The organism is Methylocaldum marinum, from assembly GCF_003584645.1.
Classification (GTDB): Bacteria; Pseudomonadota; Gammaproteobacteria; order Methylococcales; family Methylococcaceae; genus Methylocaldum; species Methylocaldum marinum.
Window position 1 is genome coordinate 4,157,501 of the sequence record NZ_AP017928.1, and the last position, 23,271, is coordinate 4,180,771.

A 23,271-nucleotide genomic window follows, 5' to 3' on the forward strand; every position below is an offset into this window, starting at 1 on the left:
GAGACGTTATGACGGTGTCTTGGTTCGCCAAGACCGAAGTGATTGATGCCAGGCTTCCAAGAAAAACCTCTAAGCTTCAGGTTACATCTGGCCGTACCAAAACCGACACAGGTGGGCAGGATGAAAATTCTAAGGCGCTTGAGAGAACTCGGGTGAAGGAACTAGGCAAAATGGTACCGTAACTTCGGGAGAAGGTACGCCCCTGGTACGTGAAGTGACTTGCTCATGGAGCGGAAGGGGGTTGCAGTGAAACGGTGGCTGCGACTGTTTAATAAAAACATAGCACTCTGCAAACTCGAAAGAGGACGTATAGGGTGTGACGCCTGCCCGGTGCCGGAAGGTTAATTGATGGGGTCAGCGCAAGCGAAGCTCTTGATCGAAGCCCCGGTAAACGGCGGCCGTAACTATAACGGTCCTAAGGTAGCGAAATTCCTTGTCGGGTAAGTTCCGACCTGCACGAATGGCGTAACGATGGCCACACTGTCTCCACCCGGGACTCAGTGAAATTGAACTTGCTGTGAAGATGCAGTGTACCCGCGGCTAGACGGAAAGACCCCGTGAACCTTTACTACAGCTTTACACTGGACTTTGAATTCGCTTGTGTAGGATAGGTGGGAGGCTATGAAGCCGGGACGCCAGTTCCGGTGGAGCCAACCTTGAAATACCACCCTGGTGACTTTGGAGTTCTAACCTAGGTCCGTGATCCGGATCGGGGACCGTGTATGGTGGGTAGTTTGACTGGGGCGGTCTCCTCCCAAAGCGTAACGGAGGAGCACGAAGGTGCGCTCAGCACGGTCGGAAATCGTGCACAGAGTGTAAGGGCAAAAGCGCGCTTGACTGCGAGACAAACACGTCGAGCAGGTACGAAAGTAGGTCCTAGTGATCCGGTGGTTCTGTATGGAAGGGCCATCGCTCAACGGATAAAAGGTACTCCGGGGATAACAGGCTGATACCGCCCAAGAGTTCATATCGACGGCGGTGTTTGGCACCTCGATGTCGGCTCATCACATCCTGGGGCTGTAGCCGGTCCCAAGGGTATGGCTGTTCGCCATTTAAAGTGGTACGCGAGCTGGGTTTAGAACGTCGTGAGACAGTTCGGTCCCTATCTGCCGTGGGCGTTGGAGATTTGAGGGAAGTTGCTCCTAGTACGAGAGGACCGGAGTGAACGAACCTCTGGTGTTCCGGTTGTCACGCCAGTGGCACAGCCGGGTAGCTATGTTCGGACAGGATAACCGCTGAAAGCATCTAAGCGGGAAGCCCCTCCCAAGATGAGATCTCCCTGGGACTTCGAGTCCCCTGAAGGGCCCTGGAAGACCACCAGGTTGATAGGTGGGATGTGGACGGTCAGTAATGGCTGAAGCTAACCCATACTAATTGCCCGTGAGGCTTGACCATATAACACCCAAACCGTTTGGGTGAAGACACCAAACGCCGTGTACATTGTCCGAGTGAAGAGCCAAGCAACAAAAACAGCTCGACATGAAACCAGTTTTGCCTGGTGGCCAGAGCGAGCGGGAACCACCCGATCCCATCCCGACCTCGGAAGTGAAACCGCTCAGCGCCGATGATAGTGCAGTTCCCTGTGCGAAAGTAGGTCACCGCCAGGCTCCTCTTCCCTAAAGCCCCGAGGCTCAAACCCCGGGGCTTTCCTTTTTTCAGAAACTATTCCCTACTCCACACGGCGCTGAAATCGTAAGCGCGCTAACGCTACCGCCTGGCTGGGCCACGCGGTAAGAGAAGCTGACGGCGCCGTAATCGCTCGAGATGTGTCGGGCAAAGGAAAGCCTATTCGCACCACATGCTTTCTGGCCAGGCCAAGCACCTAGGCGCACAACGCGATCAACCCCCCTCTACTTTTACCTTGCTTGTTCGGCTTGTTGGTCCACTTCCTTTTTCGTTTCTTCATATGCCTCGTAAGGTACGCTTGACATTTCTCGGCCCTTCAATAGAAGGACTCCGACAATCACTACGACGATTAAGCCTCCAATGTAGAACCAGAAATAGTCTTTTTTCGGCTGATCCGGTTGCTCTTGCCCTGATTGTTGCGCCATTTTTAGTAACCTCCGTTGAAATTGGAGCTTCCAATTCTTTAGGACAAATTGATGAGTATGATAAATCCGTGTAGGTTCGCCCGCTTTGTAAAAGGCTATTCCCGTGCAGAATGGCCTTTCGTGCAATTCTGTAGAATTGCTAATGTCAGTGTGCCGCTTTAATTCTGCCGTTCGGAACGGTTTTGCGCAAGCAGTCTCCCAAATGTTGAATCGGGAGATACGAACCAGGATTTCGAAGCTTCACCGCCTAAAATGGGAAGAGAACGAAAACCTTAAGTCACTTGATAACGAAGATGTAGACTGCCGAACCGTTCCCGGTTTCTCCGGAAACCAAGCAGAACTCGCCGACTCTTACGACTTTCGCACGGCCAATACATCGGAGCTCGACTATTCCCGGTAGTCGCTGCACGTTTTTATCTATTGAATGGAGACTTTAATCAACATCAAATACAAGAACTTAACGAAGCTGCCGTTGTCACTTTAGATGAGGCAAGGAATCGCTTTTAAGGATGGAGCTTCACAATCCTCAATATGAATGGAGATAAGCTGATGAAAAAGCTGATTGCCCTTGGATTAGTATTCTTTTCTCTCCTATTCGGTGGCTGTCAGAACGAGACAACTCCAACCACGCCGGGTGGCGGCAGCCCAGCAGGCGAGCCACAGCCAGGACAAACACCTAGCGAGCCTTAATCGGAACTCTCGAGGCTTTAATCGCGCAAACAGGCATTTCTCACTTGAGGCCTGCTTTACATGGCAGGCCTTTTTTGTCCGTTGAGCTTGGGAAGATGCCGCACGTTCGGTAAAAACGCCGATGTTGACTCCACCGGACGGCATGTAGGAAGCAACACGAACGACCTTACTTCTTTTCTTGCATAACTCCGGGCAAGCGTTTCGAGCGAAACCGCTCAATAGACAGTGAAATCCGGCACTCCGTATAGCAAGTGCTCTATCAATCTAAATGACCGTGGCGAGAAATCCAAACGTGAGCAGCGTTTTGTTTCTTTCCCGACCAACGCTCAAGGCCGAGAATAAGTAATAATCATGATAGTCGTAGAGGTCCAAATCGTGTTGAATCGTAAACGAATTAGGAATACGGTCTAGTTCGACAGCTTTTCTGAAATGATCTTCCTTGGTGGGATTCTTCAATAGCATCAGTTCACAAACAATCAGGGCAACGCCCAAAGCCAGACGCCGTAACTTTTGCCTTTCAGTGCCGTAGTGGGTCAATCTACCGCATTTTCGGCATTGGAAAAGCCTTTCATAGTTTCGGTGGCCACATTCTTTGCATTCGACGAGGGACATGCACTCAATACCTCAAACGTAATAGACAGCAAATCATACCCGCGCAGGAGGGAGACTCCGGCGAGATTCCGCAACATAAACGAATTCGGCTGAAATCGAAACGCGATTGCGTCGCCATTTTTTGCGAAACCTTTTGGGACCTCCAAGTCACCAAAAGGAGCAAAAAATTGGCGACGAGTTATTGCCTTCGGCGCCCCGGCCGTCCCCGCTCGTCTGGTCCGGACCCAACAAGGGGTCCGGACACCGCTCGCAGATGACTCGACGCCCGGTCGCGATGCCTTGTGTGAGACCTCCGACCGCCGCTATCGCGTCGACCTTCGGTCTCACACCCGGCGCTCGGGCTTCCGGGGACTACTCGACTCGCTCGCTCACTCGCTCCATGTCTCGCAGCGAACGAGTCTATCAAGAAACCGAATGCAGCGAGGGGCTCGAAGTGAACTCGTGTCGCGCGCGGGTCAACCGGTTTATGCCATCAGTATTTTATACTGCGCGGAGCGTGCACGGGCTGATCTGTCTCTAAGTTCATTGTTGATGAACTCGGGTGGACAGGCGGGTTCTTCTTAACGCGTCGTTCTCCTGACCCTGTTGAAACTAAATTCGATGCCGCCCCAAGGGGCTGGCATGTGTGCACCCTTGCGGTCGGGGCAGTTGATGCTGCTGCGGTGATTCCGCTGGGTGAAACCGATTTGTCGTGGGCGGCGGCCGCAGCGAGGGCGACAAGCGTAGTTTGGGTATCGGGTCTGCTTTTTTCGCACCATCCCCTGCAAGATTCCTTTTGCAGTGCTGTCTGCGGCCCGGCTCCTCGGCCGTAAAACCGATCAAGCGGATTCCATTATCGCCGCCGGTTAGCCCTCAGATGCAGGACGATGAGATATGCGGGTTAGAGCAAGCCGTGGATAATCACGGTATCAAGCACTGGACAGTACAATTACCCATCCGGCAGAGGCCTTCAAGGCAGCGGCTACCGAAACCGCTGCCCGACCGAAACAGTGCGGTTCCCGTTTAGATTGGGGGACGACGACCCATCAAGAAAAAGACCAAAGCAAGGATTAGTCCGACTACGAACAATATCCACGCAATGTTGACCGCTGTTCCGGCAATTCCGCTGAACCCCAGAAGGGCGGCGATAAGGGCGATGACGAGAAAAGTGACTGCCCAACCTATCATGGCAGATCCTCCGTAGTTGGATTTTTACATTTCACCCGGTCGAGGAGAAATGTCGACACAATTAATAAGACAATCACCGCGCACGCTTTACTCAATTGATCTCGTCCGTGGACCCAGTCCTCCATAAAGCGATTCCATGCACCTCAGCGGCTAAGTTGGAGCTGCCGGTTCTAACTGGCCTTAAATTCGGGATGCGGATGTTTCCACCTGATTGTACCCATCCACCGCTTTGGCTGCGTGTCGCCGATTTTCCGTGATTCCCAGGAAAATATCTCGGAACATCACATAATTCACCGCCATCCAGAAGCCTTGAACGACAGGAATGAGCGGATACAGGTCAAGTGTGATGAAAGCCAGCACGCTCACGAGCGAGAACGCAGCCACGATCAGAATCGAATTTCTGTTCAGTATGGCGCCATGTTGTCCATGTGCAAGCGCTCTGACAAATCCTGCGCCAAGACTTCGTAATGGATAAAGAAATCCGAGGCCCACCGGTAAAATCATTGCCCATTCAATTAGATTGTTCCCACTTTCCTCGTATACGTGTACGAGATCTACCGAGAAATCGCCTTCATTGTGGGGCTTGACACTGTCGTCGGCTATTACCGGTATATTCTCATTGGCCACGGTTGCGGCTTTGCTCCCGGAAATGGCCATGTTGAGCGGAATTGTCGTCAAAAATACGAAAATGCCCACCTGAAAGCCAAATTTGACTGCATCGCTAAACATCGCACGGAATCGCGAGCTTAAGCCAGCCCAGTCCGACTCGTGGTCCGTCGCTACAGCGAGATTGAAGCCCAAGGCGAGCGTTAGATATTCAGCAATCGGTTCGGCAGCTCCCGCAACTCCGGATACTAGGCTGCACGCGGTCATCACGGCGATCCATACCGGCCATTTCCGGGAAACCAGTTCAAACCCTTGTTTGATCCAGTTTTGCCACGCATCGGGAGAAGTCCGCCGTGGTTGAATAAAACCGCTCGCCATGTAAAACCTCGCGCAAAAATTTCGTTGAAAAAATAGGCGGTACAGTTTACAACAGCCCCGGCACCGTTAACGGTTTGTAACACTGTGTTTTCAGTTTGTATTCTATTCATGTTCCGCTCCGTGGTTTCGGGGCGTCGTCCGGCAATTGGCCGATCACATCTCTATTCCTTACGTGGAGCCGGATTAGCCGCAATCGGGCTGCGGTTTTCAAACATCCGCATCCTGCCGTTTTGAAATTTGGCCGCATGAAGCCGAGGATTCCTAGATGGGCGTATTTTCCAGGTTTGTCGAAGTCGAGTGTCCCTCTTCATTAGTGTGCGAGCCGTCGGGCAAGAACCCGGCTTTCCGGCTCGTTTTTTAAGGTCGACGGCGAAATTCCGTTCCCGCAAGTCGTTCTACACGGCCATGGCACCCAGAAACTTATCAAAGGAGATGACGTTCGACCGGCAGCGGCCTCGGATGGCGAGTGGACTTATGTTGCCTCGGTGCCGGCAGGATTATTCGAAGCCGGGGAAATTACCGTTCAGGTCGAGGGGTGTCGTAAGACCGAAATCGAGCAGGCTTGCGGCAGTGACTGGATCAAAGAATTCCGAAGGCTGTGTTTGGAAGCTGTTCCTGCGTCAAAACCGGAGGTCCGCGCGCAGATGATTGGCGGTTCCGAAATCAAAGTGTATTTCGGCATCCATAAGCATATGCACCAGCCGTACTATGATGCTACCGACCCGGACGGGTGGGATGGGGAAAAAGAAGCTATTTTCGGTTCACGGGTCGGCAATTACACCGATTTCATCCCTGCTGCCGTCCAGCAGTACATCGACGCCGGTTTGCCCCATGCCGGCCTATCCACCAGCTGGAGCGGATCCGTGATCGAACAACTCGATCGTTGCGCAGTCGAAGGTCTGTGCAGTGGACGCTTCTCCAGCTGGAACGGTGTCTTACGTGAAATGGCCGGTGCGAAAACCAGACTCGGCAATCCCCGCATCGCTTTCACCGCCTTCGGCTTTTTTCATCCGCTGATGCCGCTGATACCGGCACGTGATATCGTCCGCCAAATTACGTGGCATCGGCAGCTCGTTCGGGACGCATTCGGTGTCAAGGCATCGAACGTACTGTTTCCGCCGGAAACGGCTTTTCACGTGCGGATGATCCCGGCCTTGGTCGAAGCCGGCGTTACTGCGGTTATCTACGATTCGATTCATCGTTTTCGTGCCTGTCGAGACTATCCCTATGCCGGCATCAATGAAGGCATGCTGCCGCCGAATTCCTCGGATCAGGTTAACCGCCCGGCGAACGACTGGGTACAGCTCCGCAACGTATGGGCGGGCTCAAAAATTTCGCCGTCGCTACTAAGTCCCGAATACGTAGCCTACGAAGATGCGGACGGTCATCTGCACAAGCTGATCGCCATCCCGGCCGAGCGCTACATCGGGAACGAAGATGCCAGAGGCGGCTTCGGAGCACTGCACTATCCCGATGTACTCGGACAAGTGTACGACCGGATCGTCGAAACCGGCTCATTCGACCCGGCTCATCCCCCCTTTTTCTTGCTGCACTCAGACGGCGACAATCATGGCGGCGGTGCCGACAGCTATTACAAACACAACACAGGGCAGCTGGTACGCTGGCTGAGTGAGGACCCGCGCTTCGAACTGACCACCATCGACGATTATCTGCAACGGTTCCCTCCGGACCCGGCCCATGCCGTCCATATCGAGGCCGGCTCCTGGGCCGGTGCCGACAACGGTGATCCGCAGTTCATGAAGTGGTTCAGCCGCTATGATCAGCCGTATTCGCCGGATCTCAATTCCTGGGCCCTGTTAACGGCATTCCAGAATCTTGTCCATACCCTTGAAGACAGCGAACCCGGACACCCTCAGCTAACCCGTGCGATTCGGCTATTGCTGACCGCGGAAACCAGTTGTTACTGGTACTGGACCGGTCAGGATGTATGGGATCGCCAGGTTACCAATGCCGTCAACCGAGGCTATGGGTTGCTGAAACCGGCTGTCGAGCGGCTCGTTGCCGCCGGCCTGGATCGCACTGGGCCAACAATCTTTGCTCCTTGGGTTACGCCGGAAAATCCCGGCGGAAAACGATGGAGGCACGGCTGTTTGGCAGATGCTCCGCGCCAGGGCACCGCACACACCTTTGTTTACGATGCTTCCGGCATCAAGCGAGTCAACCTGGTTGTTCGTACGGCTAATGGCGAAACCGCCCTGGCGATGCAGGACCACGGCCCTTATCCGTGCGAAACCGGGGCAGAGCTGACAGCACGGTATTACACAGTAGACTTGCCGGTCGGGGTGGGGGACGTTCGCTATTACGTCGAAGCGGAAGACCATGCGGGAAATGTCGTCCGGGGTACTCTTGAACGTATTGCCCTGCTCTAAAAGTGAACATATCTCCTCTCAAATTGTTGCATAATGAAAAACATCATGTTTCCTAAATGATGATATCTGTGTCGGAACGGAATCACTTGTATCGATATCGAATCACGAAAGAGCAAGAGGACAGTTCCGTTAACTGGAAATTTCGCGAGAGCAGTGACCGTTCTCCCGGTGGTACGCCCCGGGGGTAAGAGGATGCACAAGGAGGATAAGGATATGAAGATGCGTAAAAGCGCGATATCGATAGTGTTGACATGTTTGTTTTCCGGTTCCGTATATAGCCAGGAAGGACCGTTTGTAGCGAATTTAAGGGGTTCGGAAGAAGTTCCCCAGGTCGAGTCCACGGCTCGAGGCATAGCGTTGTTCCAGCTTAATGAAGACTCGACGGAGGTAACATACAGACTCAGCGTGCACCAAGTTGGCCAGGATGAAGGTGCAAGACTGACGGAAGCCCAACTCCATTGCGCTCCCCAAGGTGAAACCGGTCCGGTCGTGGCCGATTTGCTGGGGCAGGTCAGGGGTGGTGTGACTGCACCACTCGAAGTCAGCGCAACCATGTCGGATGCCAATATCATTTCCGAGGAAGATCAAACGGCTGAAGACGGGACGACTTGTTCGACTGCGATCGGCACCCCGGTGACCACCTTGGCTGAATTGCTACAGGCCATAGAAGCCGGGAATATCTACGTGAACGTGAGTTCGGAACAGAATCAGGAAGGCGAGATTCGCGGACAGGTTGTGTCTATCACTGCCGGCGAACAACCCACTCAGCCCCCGGCCGAGTAGGCGATTTCCCGTTTCAAGTTCAATCAAGCTACCAATTAGCTAATTCGTGTCCAGTACGAAAACTGTCTCTCGATTCCAAGCACTATCCGAAAGGCCTGCTCGTCGGCGGGCCTATTTTTCAGTCCAAGAGCAGTTCAAAGCCACCCTTTCTCAAAGGGAAGGACCGTTTGCCATTTCCGCACCGCTTCGACGAAACTCGCGACAGCCCTTCGACTCGGCTCAGAACAGGTTTGCCATCCGACCTCCCGGCCGTACACACTCGTCTGTGTTCAACCGCCGTTTCCAGGTTTAAAGCCTGTCCCGAAGTTTCGGGAAGGACCTGCTTATCGCTGTTTCACGGCTTCAATACAACCTTGATGCATTCGTCATTCTTATGCTTGAACATCTCGTAGCCTGCGGGCGCGTCTTCGAGGCGCATTTGATGCGTAACGATGAAGCTCGGATCGATCTCCCCGTTCCGAACTTTCTCGAGCAAGGGTTGCATGTAGCGGTGCACGTGGGTCTGCCCGGTTTTGATGGTTAAGGACCGGTTCATGACGGAGCCGATGGGGAATTTGTCGACAAACCCGCCATAGACGCCCGGAACCGACACCGTACCGCCGTTTCGGCAGGCCATGATGGCCTCGCGCAGGACGATGGGTCGGTCGGTCTCCAGCATCGCAGCCTGCTTGGCATGATCATACGCATATTGAATGCCGTGTCCGTGCGCCTCCATGCCGACGGCATCAATGCAGGCGTCCGGACCGCGGCCGCCGGTCATGTTCATGAGTGCATCGTAGACGTCGACCTCCTCGTAATCGAGTGTATGCGCTCCGCCTTGTTCCCTTGCCATGCGCAAGCGTTCCGGCACACGATCGATCGCGATGACCCGCTCGGCGCCGAGAAGGTAGGCACTCTTAATAGTGAGTTGGCCTACCGGCCCGCAGCCCCAGACCGCGACCGTATCGCCGGCCTGAATGTCACAGGCTTCCGCCGCCATGTACGCCGTCGGAAAAATGTCGGAAAGAAACAGAACCTGCTCGTCCGAAAAACCGTTTGCGATCTTGAGAGGACCGACATCGGCGAACGGAACCCGTGCGTATTCAGCCTGTCCGCCGGCATAGCCGCCGACCAGGTGTGAGTACCCGAAAATCCCTGCGGGCGAATGCCCCCAGAGTTTCTCGGCCATCACCGCGTTCGGGTTGGAGTTTTCGCACAGCGAGTACTGGTGTTTCCGACAGAAGAAACAGGCACCGCACGAAATGGGAAAGGGAACTACTACACGGTCGCCGATTTTCAGATTTTTTACGGCGTGCCCGACATCGACGACTTCGCCCATGAATTCATGGCCGAGGATGTCGCCCTTTTCCATTGCCGGGATGAACCCATCGTAAAGGTGCAAATCGGAGCCGCATATCGCAGTCGACGTGATCTTTATGATGGCATCCCGCGGATTGAGGATTTCCGGGTCAGAGACCTGTTCCACCCGGAGATCGTTCTTGCCGTACCAACAATTCGCTTTCATGACAGCGTTCCTTGTCCGAATTGATTGCTGCTGAATCTCAGAATGAAGCTTCTGCGGCGTTTTGGTGTCAGGTTTGGACGATTTCGTCGTATTTTCCCGACAGGCTGCGGGGGCGCCCGGCAGGTTGTCCTTCGGTGGTTGCGATCTCTCCGGTTTCCATGAGTTGCTTGAGTCGGTGCAAATCCACGGATATCTGCTTCTCCGGCGCTTTGCCGAACAGCTTTGCTATTTTGGCACCGACTATGCCGCCCGGCGGCCGGTAATCCATTTCCACTTTGACCACCGTTCCACGCCCGCCCGGTGCGCGTTCGAAGCTAACCGAGCCGGCGTTATCGACGTCAGCGCCTTCCAGCGAGCGCCAAGCGATCCGTTCGCTCGGCCGGTCTTCGATTACCTCAGAGTCCCATTCGAGACGCATCCCCGCCGGAGCCTTTGCGACCCAATGTGAGCGGCCGGGACCGATCTCCCGCACCGATTCGATGTGATTCATGATACGCGGCAGATGCTCGAGGGCGTGCCAGAACCGATAAAGGTCCTTTGCCGAACGATCGATCGTGATGCTTTCTCTGAAATGAATGGCTCCGGACTGCATTCCTGCACTACGGCTTAATTGTTCGCTGCCGATGATGTCCAAGGCTGTGACCCCGGCGACCGCCGCGATCGCTGCCGCCGTTCTCTCGCGTTTAGGGTTGTCTTCGCTCAAAGCCGATCCGAGCAAAGCCAGATCCAGCGCGTCGCCTGCCACCCGCGCCTGAAGCCAATTGGGATTCGCGGGCTGCATGAGAATGCCGATGCCGGTCGCGATTTCGCGCAGTCCGAACAATTGGAGCATGCCGCGGCGACCGTCGAGGCCGACCATATCGGCGATTTTCTTTGGTGCCGCGAACTCGGCCAGCCCCAAGCCGATACTGAACCAGCCCAAACTCTTTGCCATTTGCTTCTCGTCCATAATGTGTCGCTCCCGTCCTTTTCAGGTACGCCATGGGTGTTCCGGCAGATCGGAAACTCCGATGACCTCGCATCCGGCCATCGCAACCTTGTGATCGTTCTCGACCGTGCTGCCGCTAGCGCCGATTGCACCGATCAGAACGCCGTCGGCATTCACGATCGGAAGGCCGCCCGGAAACGTGATCAGGCCCTCGTTCGAAACTTCGATTCCGTACAAAGAGCCGCCGGGTTGCGACATCTTGCCGATTTCGCCGGTGGGCATGCCGAAGAAACAGGCGGTTTTGGCTTTGCGGATCGCGATGTCGATGCTGCCCACCCAAGCATCGTCCATACGGGCAAACGCTTTCAGAGTCGCGCCCGAGTCCACCACCGCAATGCAACTGCGCGCGCCGATCTCCTCGGATTTCTTGAGTGCCGCCGCGACGGCGCGCTGCGCTTCCACATAGCTGACGTGCATGGCCTTTCCCTCCGTCGATTCGATAAATGTCTTCGACCATCCGGACAGCGGCGGGTTGCAGCTCCGGTGCTCGAAATTTGTGGCAGGTGACCGCAGCCGGGAGTTAACCGCAAACGGTATAAACTCAACCGTCGGTGTGACGGATCGGCACCCCTCGCATTACGTATGGTCTAACGTTCCAAGGCGGAGCCGATCTTCGGAGCGGCATCGCCGAGCAGTAGTGTTTATTAAGGTATCCGGAGATGAATTCTTAAGCGAAAGAAGGAGGGTTTATGTCTGAAGACTCGGCACATATAGCCGCGCGGATGGTCACGCCGGGCAAGGGACTGCTGGCGGCCGACGAGAGTACCGGTACGATCGGGAAGCGATTCAAGAAACTCGGCATCGAATGTACCGAGCAAACGCGCCTGGCGTATCGCGAGATGTTATTTACCTCGCCGGACCTCGAAAAGTATATCAGCGGCGTGATTTTGTTCGATGAGACGATCCGTCAGAGGGCATCCGACGGCAGGCCTATTCCGGAGCTCCTCGCCGAAAAAGGCATTATTCCCGGCATCAAGGTCGACAAGGGGCTGGTCGACCTACCGTTCTTTCCGGGCGAACGGTTCACTCAAGGGCTCGACGGCCTGGCCGACCGGCTCGACGAATATCGCCGGATGGGGGCACGCTTCGCCAAATGGCGCGCGGTAATCGCTATCGGCGAGGGCACCCCCACGTCGCAATGTTTGCGCGCCAACGCCGACGCGCTGGCGCGTTATGCGGGTCTTTGCCAGGTTCACGGGCTGGTGCCTATCGTCGAGCCGGAAGTGCTGATGGACGGTGCGCATGACATCAAAACCTGCCGGTGGGCGACCGAAGCGGCATTGCACGAAGTCTTCGATGCGCTCGTGCGCTACCGCATTGTATTCAAGGACATGATCTTGAAGCCCAACATGGTGCTCTCCGGGACGGACTGTCCGCGCCGGGCGCCACCGGACGAAGTCGCCGACATGACCGTGGCTTGTCTCAGACGAACCGTGCCGGCGGCGGTCGCCGGTATCGCTTTCCTGTCCGGTGGCCAGAGCGATACGACGGCCAGCGCCAATCTCAATGCGATCAATGTCAAGGCTCAGACCATGAAAACCCCCTGGACGCTGACTTTCTCGTTCAGCCGCGCCTTACAGGCATCACCCATGGCCATCTGGCTCGGCCGGCCGGAAAACACGGCCGCGGCTCAGCAGGCCCTCATCCGGCGCGCACGCTTCAACGGAGCCGCGGGGCTGGGTCAATACGATCCCGAGACGGAACACGCGGCCTAGAACTTAGGGCAGGCCGTAGCCTAGGCCGGTACACGCTTATGCCAAATCGCTTTCAATAAGGAATTCATTTTCGTAGGGTGGGTTAGGCGCACATTAACACTGACCGATGACCGATCACTGCGCTTCGCGTGCGCCGTAACCCACCGAGCGACCTCGAATCGGTTGGTTACGCGGAGGCTGTCCTGAGCCTGTCGAAGGGCTAACCCGGCATCGATGGGTTTCGCTTCGCTCTACCCATCCTCGATGAATGTCCACTTGAGTGCCGATTGGAATTAGGTGTCGCTCACACGGTTTGTCGCCGTGCCCGATCAACCCGGCCTACATTGATAGCCGGGTTGATAAATCCTACCGGCTCAAAAAGATTGACCGTAAACTGAAGGTGTGGTCTATAATTTCTGTTAATTCTGAAAATTCAGGAATGCTCTATGAAGCTCACGCCGGTCATGGAAAAGTATGTTCTGCACTGGGGCGAAATGGGCTCCCGCTGGGGTGTCAATCGCACCGTGGCGCAGATCCACGCTCTCCTTTACCTTGCGGGAAAGCCCCTGACCGCCGACGAGATCGCCGAAACCCTTGGGGTGGCGCGTTCGAATGTCAGCACCAGTCTCAAGGAGTTGCAGAGCTGGGGCTTGGTCAAGCTGCTGCATGTCAAAGGCGACCGCCGTGATCACTTCGAAGCGCTTTCGGATCTGTGGGACACCTTTTTTGCGATTGCCGAGAACCGCAAGCGTCGCGAGCTGGACCCGACCCTGACCGTGCTCCGGGAGTGTGTGCTCGATGGCGATGAGGACGAAAGCGGGCCGGAGGTGCAGCGCCGTATCGAGGCGGCGGCCCAGTTCCTGGAACGGCTGCTGTCCTGGTACGACCAGATGCGGCGCTTGCCGAGGCCGGTATTAGTGAAGCTGCTGGATCTGGGGGCAAAGGTCGAGAGACTGTTGAGCTCGAAGGGCTGATTTCTTTTGTCTTTATATTTCTGTCATTACTGAAAATTCGGAACATAAAGGAGGTAATGCGATGCGAGTGTTTGTGACCGGAGCCTCCGGATTCATAGGGCGCCATATCGTGCCGGCATTGCTGCGCGAAGGCCACGAGGTCATCGCGGGCGTGCATCGACGCTTCGTATTTCTCGATGTGCCGGGCGTGGAATCAGTTGCCGTCGATTTCGCGTGTCAGACCGGGCCGGACGACTGGGTTCCTCGCTTATCGGGGGTGGACGCAGTGATCAACGCGGTCGGAATCATCGCCGAGCGCGGGAACAGCCGCTTCGACAACCTGCATCGCGATGCCCCGATAGCCCTGTTCGAGGCGTGCCGCCGGGCCGGCGTCCGGAAAGTCATTCAAATCTCGGCTTTAGGCGCCGACGACTCGGCGTTCAGCCGCTATCACCTGAGTAAACTGGCCGCGGACGATTTTTTGGAAACGACGGATCTCGACTGGACCGTCCTCCAGCCTTCGCTGGTGTTCGGACCCGGCGGTCAGAGTTCGGATCTGTTCTGCGCGCTGGCGGCCTTGCCGCTCATACCGCTGGTCGGCGACGGAGGCCAGAGAATTCAGCCGGTCCACGTGGACGATCTGACGCGGATCGTGCTGCGGCTGCTGAAACCCGGTGCGCCGGCGCGCCTCCGGCTTCCCGTGGTGGGTCCCGAACCGATGACCTTGCGCGAATGCCTGAGCGTGTTCAGACACTGGTTGGGCTACGGGCCGGCGCGTTTCGCACCGATACCTTACGGCTGGATTCTGCCGATTGCGAACGGAGTCGGCGCGGTGACGGCGACACCGCTCAACGGAGAAGCGCTACGTATGCTGGAGCAGGGCAACGTGGGGGATCCCGAGATCTTGTCCGACCGGCTCGGCTTTCGGACTCGAGCATTGACGGATGTCCTCCGGGAGCGGCCGGCAACCCCCGCGGAAAGAACCTATGCCGGGCTGTCCCTGATCATCCCCGCGCTTCGGTATGCTTTGGCGCTGCTTTGGATAGGGTCGGGACTGACCTCGGCCTTCTTTTTCCCGGAGCATGAAAGTCTCGCGCTTTTGGCGGCCGCGGGGATTACCGGCGCGCCGGCTCCCTGGGTGCTGTACGGCGCCGCAGCGATGGACCTGTTTCTCGGTGTCGCTTTGCTGGTGCGTTTTCACGTGGTCCGGGTCGGAATCCTCCAGCTCCTGGCCATGCTGGCCTACACCGCGGTCATCACCGTAAACCTGCCCGAATTCTGGCTGCATCCCTTCGCACCGATTGCGAAGAACATTCCTATTTTCATCGCCACCTTGGCGGTCATGGCTGCGGAGAAACGCTGATGGACGTTCTGATCATCAAATGGGTCCATATCCTGAGCTCGATGTTCCTGTTCGGCACCGGCATGGGGACGGCCTTTTTCAAATTCACCACGGACCTGAGCCGGAATGTGCCGGCGATGGCGATCGTCAACCGGCGGGTGGTGCTGGCCGATTGGCTGTTCACGACGCCGACCGTGATCGTCCAGCCGGTGTCCGGCTTTGTCCTGGCCGCGCTCTACGGCTATCCGCTCGATTCGCCGTGGCTGGTCGCATCGGTGCTGATGTATGTCGTCGCCGGCGGCTGCTGGCTGCCGGTCGTATACCTTCAAATCCGCATGCGCAACGACTGCGATCGGGCGCTGGCCACCGGCGAGCCGCTGCCCGACCGGTATTGGCACGACCTGAACAAATGGGTTTGGTTGGGGGTGCCGGCCTTCTTCGCCATGCTCGCCACGCTATATCTGATGGTTTACAAACCGACATTCGATTGAACAAGGGGATGATAGTGATGACCGTACACGATTTGCCCGTCTTTCGGCGGGTTCTCGGCGAGGAACATTGGGCCCGGCTCGCGCCGGCCGTGCGCCGCCATTACGATCTTTCGCCGGCGTCCGCCGAGGGCCTGATTCTCCAGGGTGTCATGGAGGAAATTCGCCATTCGCCCCTGATCAAGCCTTGGCTGGTGATCGCCCGATGGTTCAAGGCGCTGGTGCCTTATCCGGGCGACAATATCCCCGTCGAGGTTCGGAATGCAACCGATCCGGACAAACCCGACGTCCTTTACTGGCATCGAACCTTTTCTTTCCCGGACGGCCGGACCACCGAGTTCTTGTCCCGCATGGAGCCGGCGGGCAGCGGCGAGGTCGTCGAGATTCTACGCTTCGGGGTCGGCATCCGCATGCGGCTGGCCGTGCGGGACGGGGCGCTGGTGTATACGGGCCTGGAGCACTGCTGGAAAGTCGGGCCCGTGATGATCGGAATTCCCAACTGGCTACTGCTCGGGAATGCCGTTATCGTCGAGAGTCCGGTGTCCGATGACGAAGTGCGCCTGGACTTCGAGATCGTGCATCCATGGCTCGGGCGAACCTTCGCCTATCGCGGCCGGTTTCGGACGTGATGGCCGTGGCCGTACGAGCCGCCGGCCGGAAACCGGCCTACGGCCGCGGAACCCGGAACTTACGCCCTTCCGACTGCAGTACCAAACTGTCGGATCGGATCTCCAGCAGCTCCGCGCCGGCCTGGATGCGGTCACCGACCTGGTATTTTTTCATATCGATAATGGCGAAGCGTTCCTCGGGCTGCTCGGAATACGCGAATACATTGATCGTGATGGGCCCCAGACGCTGCTGAAAATCGACGGGCAGGGCGTTGAGCAAGGGAAGGTCTGGTTTATCCGCGTGATCCCGGGGCGGCGGATTGCGAGGTTCCGGTTTGATTGCGGGAGCCCGTAACGCGACCGCAGGCTCAATGCGCTCGCTTGCCGAAGGTTCGGGCACGGTTTCCTGATCGATCGGTTGCCGCGTTTTTTCCGCCGGTCTGCCCAGTCGCTCATCAGCCGTCGGCGCCGACGGGTGTTCCGGGACTTCGGAGGCGACGGGCTTGGGCCTGGAAACCGTTGGCCGCGATGCCGCCGGATCGCCGCCTTTGTCGGCCATCGCGATTGGGCGCCGGCTTGTCGGCGGCGGGGCCGTCTGCACGAGTGCCGGCGGCACCGGCGCTTGGATCTTCGCCGAGCTCGGCTCGGCCGGGGCCGAGTCCGGCGGAGCAGTGGGAATGCCGGAAGTAGCCCTGGTTCCAATCGTCCGTTCCGCGGACTCGGCCACGCCGGGCCGGATGACCGGCTCGCCGGGCGCTCCTCGGGTAAACCAAAGGTAGCCCAGCACGGTGCCGTTCAGCGCAATGAGAAACACTGCCATCCAGGCCCAGCCGCGACGCTCCGGCGGCGCCCGATCGAGCGGGACGGGAGCGGGCGGTGCGGTCGGTACTGCTTGCCGTTCGCGTTCCGATTTGCGGAGTGCTTCGAGTATATAGGACATCGGCGCTGTTCCAGTATCAATGAGAACGTGAGCTTAGCCTCGGAACGCCGGAATCGTCGGCTCGCTTGGCAAGATGAACCATGGTGTAGGGACCTGCCACGCCGTCCGGAGCCAATCCGTGTTCCGCCTGAAATGCAATGACCCTGTCCCTCAACGAAGCATCGAAATAATCGTCGGCGCCGTCTTGGGCCGGTGCGCGCAATACGTGCCTCAGCCACCTCACGGTTTCGCCCTTGCTGCCCATAGCCAGAGCCGGAGCGTCGCCGCCCGGCGGTTTCCAAAGCACGATGGCGCTGCCCCTCCAAAACGGCAGGATGTCGGCGAGGCCGAAGGTACGCTTGCGCTCGCCGAGACTGAGTTCGATCTTTTCGTCTCGAATGCCCACTATAGCCGCATAGCGCTTTGCCCCATCCGGCGTGGCAAACTCGAGTACGGCGGGATGGTCGAGATTTCGCAGTTGAAACCAGTTGCCGTTGATCGGAAGACAGCGAAGTCCTTTCTGTTCGGCGACTCGGCACGGGTCCGATGTCCCGTCCGGCAGGTCGATTCGCCACAGGGACAAGAGGCTGGCAAAAGCTTTGTCCCGGGTCAAGCCGGGATCTGCGATCAGCTCGGAAAACGAGGGTTCGGCTTCGGCCGTCACGATCGGGACGGTATCGGCGGATTTTGCCGGCGCTGCAACTTGCGCTGAGAAAGACGGGGCGTCCGGTTTCGATGGATCGTCGGTCGCGAGCGGATTCCACAATGTCGACAGCTGTCTCGGCACGGCTGCCGGCGCGGAGCGGAGCGCATAGCCGGCATAGAGCGAGCCGGCGACGGAAAGTACGGCCAGAACCGCTAGGGGTGTGGCGGCCGAGGAGCGCACGGACACTCCGATGCCGCGCTTGGGCATCAGTTCCCGGGCCGCCTTGCGGGCGATCACAAAGCTTACGGATGGTTTGCCCAGACTGTAGGCTCCCAGCAACGCCCGGTCGCAAATCAGATTGATGAGACGCGGAATGCCACCCGACCGGCGATGGATTTCGCCGACGGCCAGCCGGCTGAATAGCGAATCTGCGGCGCCGCTGACGGCAAGCCGATGCCGGATATAAGCTGCTGTTTCCCGGACATTCAGCGGACGCAGGTGAAAGCGCGCCGATATTCGCTGCGAAAGCTGCCGCAAGTGCGGTTGCGCCAGGAGCGCGCCGAGTTCGGGCTGTCCGACCAGGATGAATTGCAGCAGTTTGGCCTGATGGGTCTCCAGGTTGGTGAGTAGGCGGATTTGTTCCAGAACTTCGTAGCTGAGGTTCTGTGCTTCGTCGATGAGAACGATGGTCCGTCTGCCTCGTGCGTGCCTTTCGAGCAAATAACGGTTCAGCAGATCGATCAGCTGTTTCAGGCTTGCCAGGTCTTCGGAATACGCTATGTGCAGTTCGTCGCAAATGCTGGCGAGCAGTTCGCGGGGACTTAGACGGGGATTGAAAATCAGGGCGAGGTCTACGTCCTCGGGGAGCTGGTCGAGAAGGCAGCGGCACAAGGTCGTTTTTCCGGTTCCGACCTCTCCCGTCAACACGACGAAGCCTCCGCCCGCGCCTATCCCGTAGGTAAGATGTGCTAGCGCTTCCTGGTGCTGTGGGCTCGGATAGAGATAGCGCGGGTTCGGGGCGATGGAAAAGGGCGGCTCGCTGAGATGAAAATACGGCGCGTACATGATGGAATGCGAGAGGTCCCGAGTACCGGTTCGGTTTCAGATCTGATTCGACGATACCATTGCGTCGGCGGTGACTGTCAAGCGTAGGTTGCGCATGCCGACGAAGGCGGGTAGCCGCTTCCCACATGCCCTCTAAGCATCCGATCCCGACGATCGGGCCATCATCCAAATCAGCATTTCTTCGTTAATGTCCTCGGCTTCCTCCGAATCGGCTGGAGGATTAGTAACTAAGCCATCGGCCTCGTGCAGTTTCAGGAGGTGCTCGACGGTCTCGTTGAGGGTCATCCCCCGCTCCTTGGCCAGCTTGGCGAGAGCGGCATAGGTGCTCTTCTTGAGACTCATCCGCTGCAAGTTGGCCGAGCATTGGCGCTGGTTCAGGGCATTCTGGAGGCGTTTCCAGCCGGTATCGTTCAGATGCCGTTCTATCCATTCGTTCAAACGGCAGAGGTCCGAACACAGAGCGAGCTGCTCGGTCGCGCCCGATATGTGAGTTACTAATATTTCCCGTGCTTTGCCGGGCTCTTTGAGCATCCGCTGTAAGTAAATTAGCGCAGCTTCATATTTTTCGGCTTTCAGTCCGCGCATAGATCATCCTCATTAGTTACTCATTAAAGCCAAAAACCGATAGACCTAAGCCATGGCTTGAACTTTGTGAGTTACTCATGAGTATTAAGACCAAACCTGGACGAAAGGTCAATTCCGGACTTTAAGCATCGTGTGGAGCCTCTTTAAGGAAGCTCTGATTAAGTCTCCAATTCGGAGAAGCGAGCTGTGCCACGGATTTCCGATATGGCCTCGTGACCGTTGGGGTGGGGAGTTCAAAATACGCAGATCAATCCCAACCGACGACATCATAGCCGCGTTCCTGCAAGCATCGGTTGACAAAGGCCTGATAAGCGGGATCGGGTCCCGATCGACCGAACAATGACCGAATCAGTCCTGCGGTCGCGCCGCTCGCCGCACCTATTGCCGAACCGGCGCCGGCCGATCCGATTACGGCGCCGCCGACCGCGCCGCTCGCCGCGCCCACGGCGGCGCCGCCGAGCGTGCTTCCGGCCGCGCGGCCGGCACCGCCTCGTCCGCCGCCGGCCCCGGCCGCTTCAGCCAGGGATTTGCACTCGGCGATGTCGCGGTCGGCGCTAGCCTGCCCGACGTTCTGAAGATGCTCGTTCGGATAGAGTACCGGCCTTGCGGCGGCGCAGCCTCCCAAGGCTGTCACAAACGCGAAAAAGATCAAACCAGCAGCGGCTCTCATGCGTCATCCTCCATCATTCGACGTGTAACCGGCTCCGAGCGTGCTTTTCTCGCTGCCCGTCGCTTTTTAATTCGATCCATATATACGGGCCTGATTAATTACGGCAGACACTATTGTCGGTGTTTAATTCCATTTTATTCATTAAGGCCGCGCAATCGCGAGCGAATGCTTCTACTGGCGCGGCGAGGAATAACGTACGGGCCGAAATGTCCCGGACTTACCGGGACAATCGATCTTCGACGGGCGCCGCCGAATCGACTGCCATGCAGCCGGGGAGCCCGGCATTACGGCGACGATAGTCAAGAGCCTGAACCTTGAATAAATTTTGGCGTCATTTATTGGTCTAATTGGGAGTGCTTTAACAGGAGGTTGTTATGAACATGCGTTGGATCGCAATAGGTTTGTGTTCAGTGATGCTGGTCGGCTGTACAACCGATCCGCACACAGGCGGAAGGCGTCCGCTGGGTAAAGTCATGGGCGTGGACCGCGAAGGACGTGCGATGCGTCTAGCCTTGGAGGACGCCGGGGTAGACGTGGAGAGAACATCGGAAAATACCCTCGATGTAGATGTCCCATTTTCGTTCGGCTCGGCTAACTTGACGCAGCAAGTGCAAAGCTCATTGAAATCGGTCGCGTCGGTTTTGAACCAATATCCCGAGTCGACCGTCACCGTCACGGGGCATGCCGATGACGTCGGGTCGGACAGGCAGAACCTGCGGCTTTCCGAACGGCGTGCCGACAACGTGGCCGACTATCTGATATCCAATGGAGTCAATGCGGCCCGCATTTCGCAGCAGGGCGTGGGTGAGCGAGATCCGAAGTTTTCGGGTACCGACGAGGCCAGCCGGGCACAGAACCGCCGCGTGGAACTGACGATCGAAACCCGTAAGGAGATGCGTGAACAGACTTCAGGGCGGCCGTCTGCGGCCGAACCGTCCGCTCCACGGACTTATCCTCCGTCGGGAGTCGAATAAGTCATCGGTAGCGTCCGGTGTACCGCTGAAGGGCAGTAAAACCGAATCCGCCGCCCGCTGTCTTCTCGCCGGCGCATCGCGTCGCGGCGGCGCTGTACCGTGAGCGCGGGCGTCGCCTATCCAACCGTGCGGGATTCGGGTCAGTTCTTATCCGACAACCGCCTGGCCGGTTGTTTGGAGCGAGACAGCGGACCGCTCTTGTTCATGACGCCCGGAATCGATCGGGTGGGCTTGCGAAACTTCTTTTTCAGCGCATCCACTCCGCTCTGAGGCTTGGCCAAGGGAATCAGGTCTCTTCGGTCAAGCCGCTCTTGTGCAATGTCGGTTCCCATACGCCGGTCCCGTTCTTCCAGCAGGCCCGGCAGAGCTTCGCCGTCGCGATTGAATGACCATTCCAGGATAGGAGCGCCGAGAGGCATGTTGTCGCCGTGTTTTCCGAAGGGTGCCGAGTTCCATAAATGCCAGGTCTTGCCGTAGCTGTTCATTTTTCCTCTCATGAGCTCTTTCTCGGCAAGATCGGAGATGCCCGGGCCCGTCAACTGGCCGGAGAGAATCTCGTAATTGTGCGGGTGCCAGTATCGTTTCTCTCGGGCGGGCAAGGATTCGAACAGCGATTCCGAGATGATGTACTCGATGCCGATCAGATTGGCATCGGTGGTATTGCCGTCGAATAGCACGCATTGTGCAAAGTCCTCGTTGACCTGGCGGCAATAGTGATGAGCTTCCATCTGATGGGACGGATCTTTTTTTGCGACATGGAAACCCGATAGGTAAATATCCATCGGGCGCAGGGGCGACTGAGCCTGCAGCAACGCGGCTCCGGTTTCGAGCATCTGGGTTTTCGCGGTTTTTTCCCGGCCTTCGGGCGAGGCGCCCGGGGCAGTTTTCTTGCTGCTTTGGCAGCCCGATATCACGGCCGCGAATATCAGCACGGCCAGTTTCCACTCAGTGCTGTCAGACACCGACTTGTCCATGGCGTCCCTCGCGGAAGATTCGTGGATGAAAACACCGCTTGGATTGTTCCTTTGCGACCCGCCGGCAACAATAGGGGGATATACCTAGAGCATTTTCGTACCTGCTGTAAGGGCGCTCCGAGTAGGTCGGAAATCCTTTCCAATCGCAAACGGTGTCTCCGGGAGCGCCGGAGCCACCCTCCAATCGCAAACGGTGTCTTCGGGAGCACCGAAGCCGCCCTTCCCGACGCCACACGGCCCGATCAAGCGGCTTCGTCGGCAAAGGATTGCCGACCTACGACTGTGCCGCTGTAGGTCGCGAATCCCTTCGCGACATTACGCCGCTCGGCCTGTATTTTTAAGGGATCGTCTTCGGTCCCCGGGTCGGTGCGGCAGCCTGCCAGTCTTCGCGCCGGACGCTCCCCGACAGCCAGCGGTGAGCGAGGCCTGCGAGAGCGGCTCCGATCAATGGAGCAACCCAGAACAGCCAGAGCTGCGCGAGTGCCCAGTCGCCGACGAATAGCGCGGGTCCGGTGCTTCGGGCGGGGTTCACCGAGGTGTTGGTGACCGGGATGCTCACCAGGTGAATCAGGGTGAGGCCCAAACCGATGGCCAGCGGTGCGAATCCTTGCGGAGCGCGCGAATCGGTGACGCCCAGGATGATCATGAGGAACATGAAAGTCATGACCACCTCGGTCAAAAATCCCGCACCCACGGAATATTCCCCGGGGGAATGAGCGCCGTAACCGTTTGCGGCGAATCCCGCGGCGGTGTCGAACCCGGCCTTTCCGCTAGCGATCAGATACAAGACGCCCGCGCCCAGGATGGCTCCGAAAACCTGGGAGGCGATATACGGCGCCAGATCCGAGGCCGGGATACGGCCGCCGGCCCAAAGGCCCACGGACACCGCCGGGTTGAAATGACCGCCGGAAATGTGCCCTACGGCATAGGCCATGGTCAGCACGGTCAGACCGAATGCCAAAGAGACGCCGAGCAAACCGATTCCGACGTTCGGGAAGGCGGCGGCAAGAACGGCACTGCCGCAGCCGCCGAAGACCAGCCAGAACGTTCCGATAAACTCCGCGGTACAACGACGATAAATCGACCACATGATCCGTTCCTCCAGAGTGTTGTTCAAATCGAGTCAAGATCCGTTCTGCTTGAAGGCAGTACGAGCGGTCATTTGTTAGATCATGTTTTGACCG

The 23,271-nt window shown here is 57.5% G+C and carries 21 protein-coding genes and 2 rRNA genes (1 of these 23 running past the window's edge); 10 read left to right on the forward strand and 13 right to left on the reverse strand.

Annotated elements, in window-relative coordinates; all coding sequences use genetic code 11:
* Together sS8_RS18550 and rrf are read left to right on the forward strand one after the other, a co-directional pair.
* Positions 1 to 1,395 (forward strand): 23S ribosomal RNA (locus sS8_RS18550); it begins 1,496 nt to the left of the window's first position.
* Positions 1,396 to 1,494: 99 nt separating this feature from the next.
* Positions 1,495 to 1,607, forward strand: a 5S ribosomal RNA gene (rrf, locus tag sS8_RS18555).
* A 249-nt stretch (positions 1,608 to 1,856) separates the two neighbouring features.
* Here the strand turns inward: rrf and sS8_RS18560 are convergent.
* The 4 genes from sS8_RS18560 to sS8_RS18585 form a co-directional block, all read right to left on the reverse strand.
* Positions 1,857 to 2,051: a hypothetical protein gene (locus sS8_RS18560; RefSeq protein ID WP_119631063.1), complete on the reverse strand. Its 195-nt coding sequence runs from the start codon at positions 2,049 to 2,051 to the stop codon at positions 1,857 to 1,859.
* Positions 2,052 to 3,005: 954 nt separating this feature from the next.
* A complete protein-coding gene (locus sS8_RS18570; RefSeq protein WP_145986603.1) occupies positions 3,006 to 3,353 on the reverse strand; it encodes a hypothetical protein in 348 nt (115 codons plus the stop codon).
* A gap of 1,002 nt (positions 3,354 to 4,355) precedes the next feature.
* On the reverse strand, positions 4,356 to 4,520 hold the full coding sequence (locus sS8_RS18580; protein WP_119631067.1) for a DUF1328 domain-containing protein: 165 nt from the start codon (positions 4,518 to 4,520) through the stop codon (positions 4,356 to 4,358).
* 180 nt (positions 4,521 to 4,700) lie between these two features.
* A complete protein-coding gene (locus tag sS8_RS18585) occupies positions 4,701 to 5,504 on the reverse strand; it encodes a hypothetical protein (RefSeq protein WP_119631068.1) in 804 nt (267 codons plus the stop codon).
* Positions 5,505 to 6,148: 644 nt separating this feature from the next.
* On the opposite strand from sS8_RS18585, the gene sS8_RS18590 reads away from it, so the two are divergent.
* Positions 6,149 to 7,894, forward strand: coding sequence for a polysaccharide deacetylase family protein (locus sS8_RS18590; protein WP_197716572.1), 1,746 nt, complete (start codon positions 6,149 to 6,151; stop codon positions 7,892 to 7,894).
* 219 nt (positions 7,895 to 8,113) lie between these two features.
* Complete coding sequence (locus sS8_RS18595) at positions 8,114 to 8,677, forward strand: CHRD domain-containing protein (RefSeq protein ID WP_232020663.1); 564 nt, start codon at positions 8,114 to 8,116, stop codon at positions 8,675 to 8,677.
* Positions 8,678 to 9,011: 334 nt separating this feature from the next.
* Here sS8_RS18595 and sS8_RS18600 read toward each other — a convergent pair whose 3' ends face one another.
* From sS8_RS18600 to sS8_RS18610, 3 genes are all read right to left on the reverse strand, one after another.
* Complete coding sequence (locus tag sS8_RS18600) at positions 9,012 to 10,181, reverse strand: zinc-dependent alcohol dehydrogenase (RefSeq protein WP_119631070.1); 1,170 nt, start codon at positions 10,179 to 10,181, stop codon at positions 9,012 to 9,014.
* A gap of 67 nt (positions 10,182 to 10,248) precedes the next feature.
* Complete coding sequence (locus sS8_RS18605) at positions 10,249 to 11,115, reverse strand: SRPBCC family protein (protein ID WP_170161158.1); 867 nt, start codon at positions 11,113 to 11,115, stop codon at positions 10,249 to 10,251.
* A gap of 36 nt (positions 11,116 to 11,151) precedes the next feature.
* Positions 11,152 to 11,586, reverse strand: a complete 435-nt coding sequence (locus sS8_RS18610) for a GlcG/HbpS family heme-binding protein (protein WP_119631072.1) — start codon at positions 11,584 to 11,586, stop codon at positions 11,152 to 11,154.
* 272 nt (positions 11,587 to 11,858) lie between these two features.
* Here sS8_RS18610 and sS8_RS18615 point away from each other — a divergent pair, with 272 nt between their 5' ends.
* The 5 genes from sS8_RS18615 to sS8_RS18635 all read left to right on the forward strand — a co-directional run bounded on the left by sS8_RS18615 (position 11,859) and on the right by sS8_RS18635 (position 16,275).
* Positions 11,859 to 12,884, forward strand: coding sequence for a class I fructose-bisphosphate aldolase (locus sS8_RS18615; RefSeq protein WP_119631073.1), 1,026 nt, complete (start codon positions 11,859 to 11,861; stop codon positions 12,882 to 12,884).
* Positions 12,885 to 13,309: 425 nt separating this feature from the next.
* Positions 13,310 to 13,837 (forward strand): GbsR/MarR family transcriptional regulator, encoded by a 528-nt coding sequence (locus tag sS8_RS18620; protein WP_119631074.1) that lies wholly within the window; start codon positions 13,310 to 13,312, stop codon positions 13,835 to 13,837.
* Positions 13,838 to 13,898: 61 nt separating this feature from the next.
* A complete protein-coding gene (locus sS8_RS18625) occupies positions 13,899 to 15,179 on the forward strand; it encodes an SDR family oxidoreductase (RefSeq protein ID WP_119631075.1) in 1,281 nt (426 codons plus the stop codon).
* On the forward strand, positions 15,179 to 15,649 hold the full coding sequence (locus sS8_RS18630; RefSeq protein ID WP_119631076.1) for a DUF2269 family protein: 471 nt from the start codon (positions 15,179 to 15,181) through the stop codon (positions 15,647 to 15,649). The genes sS8_RS18625 and sS8_RS18630 overlap by 1 nt, the downstream gene beginning before the upstream one ends.
* 17 nt (positions 15,650 to 15,666) lie before the next feature.
* Positions 15,667 to 16,275 carry a DUF4166 domain-containing protein gene (locus sS8_RS18635; RefSeq protein WP_170161159.1) on the forward strand — a complete coding sequence of 203 codons (609 nt, stop codon included), beginning with the start codon at positions 15,667 to 15,669 and terminating at the stop codon, positions 16,273 to 16,275.
* A gap of 37 nt (positions 16,276 to 16,312) precedes the next feature.
* Here sS8_RS18635 and sS8_RS18640 read toward each other — a convergent pair whose 3' ends face one another.
* From sS8_RS18640 to sS8_RS18655, 4 genes are all read right to left on the reverse strand, one after another.
* Positions 16,313 to 17,194: a general secretion pathway protein GspB gene (locus tag sS8_RS18640; RefSeq protein ID WP_119631078.1), complete on the reverse strand. Its 882-nt coding sequence runs from the start codon at positions 17,192 to 17,194 to the stop codon at positions 16,313 to 16,315.
* 16 nt (positions 17,195 to 17,210) lie between these two features.
* The gene (locus sS8_RS18645; protein ID WP_119631079.1) at positions 17,211 to 18,884 is read right to left on the reverse strand and encodes an ExeA family protein; all 1,674 of its coding nucleotides are present in this window, start codon (positions 18,882 to 18,884) and stop codon (positions 17,211 to 17,213) included.
* A 132-nt stretch (positions 18,885 to 19,016) separates the two neighbouring features.
* Positions 19,017 to 19,469: a hypothetical protein gene (locus sS8_RS18650; RefSeq protein WP_119631080.1), complete on the reverse strand. Its 453-nt coding sequence runs from the start codon at positions 19,467 to 19,469 to the stop codon at positions 19,017 to 19,019.
* A 247-nt stretch (positions 19,470 to 19,716) separates the two neighbouring features.
* Complete coding sequence (locus tag sS8_RS18655) at positions 19,717 to 20,139, reverse strand: glycine zipper family protein (RefSeq protein WP_119631081.1); 423 nt, start codon at positions 20,137 to 20,139, stop codon at positions 19,717 to 19,719.
* 374 nt (positions 20,140 to 20,513) lie between these two features.
* Between sS8_RS18655 and sS8_RS18660 the strand changes: the two genes are divergently transcribed.
* A complete protein-coding gene (locus tag sS8_RS18660; protein ID WP_119631082.1) occupies positions 20,514 to 21,113 on the forward strand; it encodes an OmpA family protein in 600 nt (199 codons plus the stop codon).
* Positions 21,114 to 21,253: 140 nt separating this feature from the next.
* Here the strand turns inward: sS8_RS18660 and sS8_RS18665 are convergent, their stop codons facing one another.
* Positions 21,254 to 22,075 (reverse strand): OBAP family protein, encoded by an 822-nt coding sequence (locus sS8_RS18665; RefSeq protein ID WP_232020354.1) that lies wholly within the window; start codon positions 22,073 to 22,075, stop codon positions 21,254 to 21,256.
* Between the two features lie 349 nt (positions 22,076 to 22,424).
* On the reverse strand, positions 22,425 to 23,177 hold the full coding sequence (aqpZ, locus tag sS8_RS18670) for an aquaporin Z (RefSeq protein WP_119631084.1): 753 nt from the start codon (positions 23,175 to 23,177) through the stop codon (positions 22,425 to 22,427).
* Between the last annotated feature and the right edge of the window lie 94 nt (positions 23,178 to 23,271).

Coding starts and splice junctions, on each gene's coding strand:
- sS8_RS18620 (WP_119631074.1), top strand. CDS start 13,310: ATGAAGCTCACGCCGGTCATGGAAAAGTATGTTCTGCACTGGGGCGAA.
- sS8_RS18585 (WP_119631068.1), bottom strand. CDS start 5,504: ATGGCGAGCGGTTTTATTCAACCACGGCGGACTTCTCCCGATGCGTGG.
- sS8_RS18605 (WP_170161158.1), bottom strand. CDS start 11,115: ATGGCAAAGAGTTTGGGCTGGTTCAGTATCGGCTTGGGGCTGGCCGAG.
- sS8_RS18650 (WP_119631080.1), bottom strand. CDS start 19,469: ATGCGCGGACTGAAAGCCGAAAAATATGAAGCTGCGCTAATTTACTTA.
- sS8_RS18655 (WP_119631081.1), bottom strand. CDS start 20,139: ATGAGAGCCGCTGCTGGTTTGATCTTTTTCGCGTTTGTGACAGCCTTG.
- sS8_RS18660 (WP_119631082.1), top strand. CDS start 20,514: ATGAACATGCGTTGGATCGCAATAGGTTTGTGTTCAGTGATGCTGGTC.
- sS8_RS18580 (WP_119631067.1), bottom strand. CDS start 4,520: ATGATAGGTTGGGCAGTCACTTTTCTCGTCATCGCCCTTATCGCCGCC.
- sS8_RS18635 (WP_170161159.1), top strand. CDS start 15,667: ATGACCGTACACGATTTGCCCGTCTTTCGGCGGGTTCTCGGCGAGGAA.
- sS8_RS18570 (WP_145986603.1), bottom strand. CDS start 3,353: ATGTCCCTCGTCGAATGCAAAGAATGTGGCCACCGAAACTATGAAAGG.
- sS8_RS18645 (WP_119631079.1), bottom strand. CDS start 18,884: ATGTACGCGCCGTATTTTCATCTCAGCGAGCCGCCCTTTTCCATCGCC.
- sS8_RS18610 (WP_119631072.1), bottom strand. CDS start 11,586: ATGCACGTCAGCTATGTGGAAGCGCAGCGCGCCGTCGCGGCGGCACTC.
- sS8_RS18640 (WP_119631078.1), bottom strand. CDS start 17,194: ATGTCCTATATACTCGAAGCACTCCGCAAATCGGAACGCGAACGGCAA.
- sS8_RS18560 (WP_119631063.1), bottom strand. CDS start 2,051: ATGGCGCAACAATCAGGGCAAGAGCAACCGGATCAGCCGAAAAAAGAC.
- sS8_RS18595 (WP_232020663.1), top strand. CDS start 8,114: ATGCGTAAAAGCGCGATATCGATAGTGTTGACATGTTTGTTTTCCGGT.
- sS8_RS18630 (WP_119631076.1), top strand. CDS start 15,179: ATGGACGTTCTGATCATCAAATGGGTCCATATCCTGAGCTCGATGTTC.
- sS8_RS18600 (WP_119631070.1), bottom strand. CDS start 10,181: ATGAAAGCGAATTGTTGGTACGGCAAGAACGATCTCCGGGTGGAACAG.
- aqpZ (WP_119631084.1), bottom strand. CDS start 23,177: ATGTGGTCGATTTATCGTCGTTGTACCGCGGAGTTTATCGGAACGTTC.
- sS8_RS18625 (WP_119631075.1), top strand. CDS start 13,899: ATGCGAGTGTTTGTGACCGGAGCCTCCGGATTCATAGGGCGCCATATC.
- sS8_RS18590 (WP_197716572.1), top strand. CDS start 6,149: ATGATTGGCGGTTCCGAAATCAAAGTGTATTTCGGCATCCATAAGCAT.
- sS8_RS18615 (WP_119631073.1), top strand. CDS start 11,859: ATGTCTGAAGACTCGGCACATATAGCCGCGCGGATGGTCACGCCGGGC.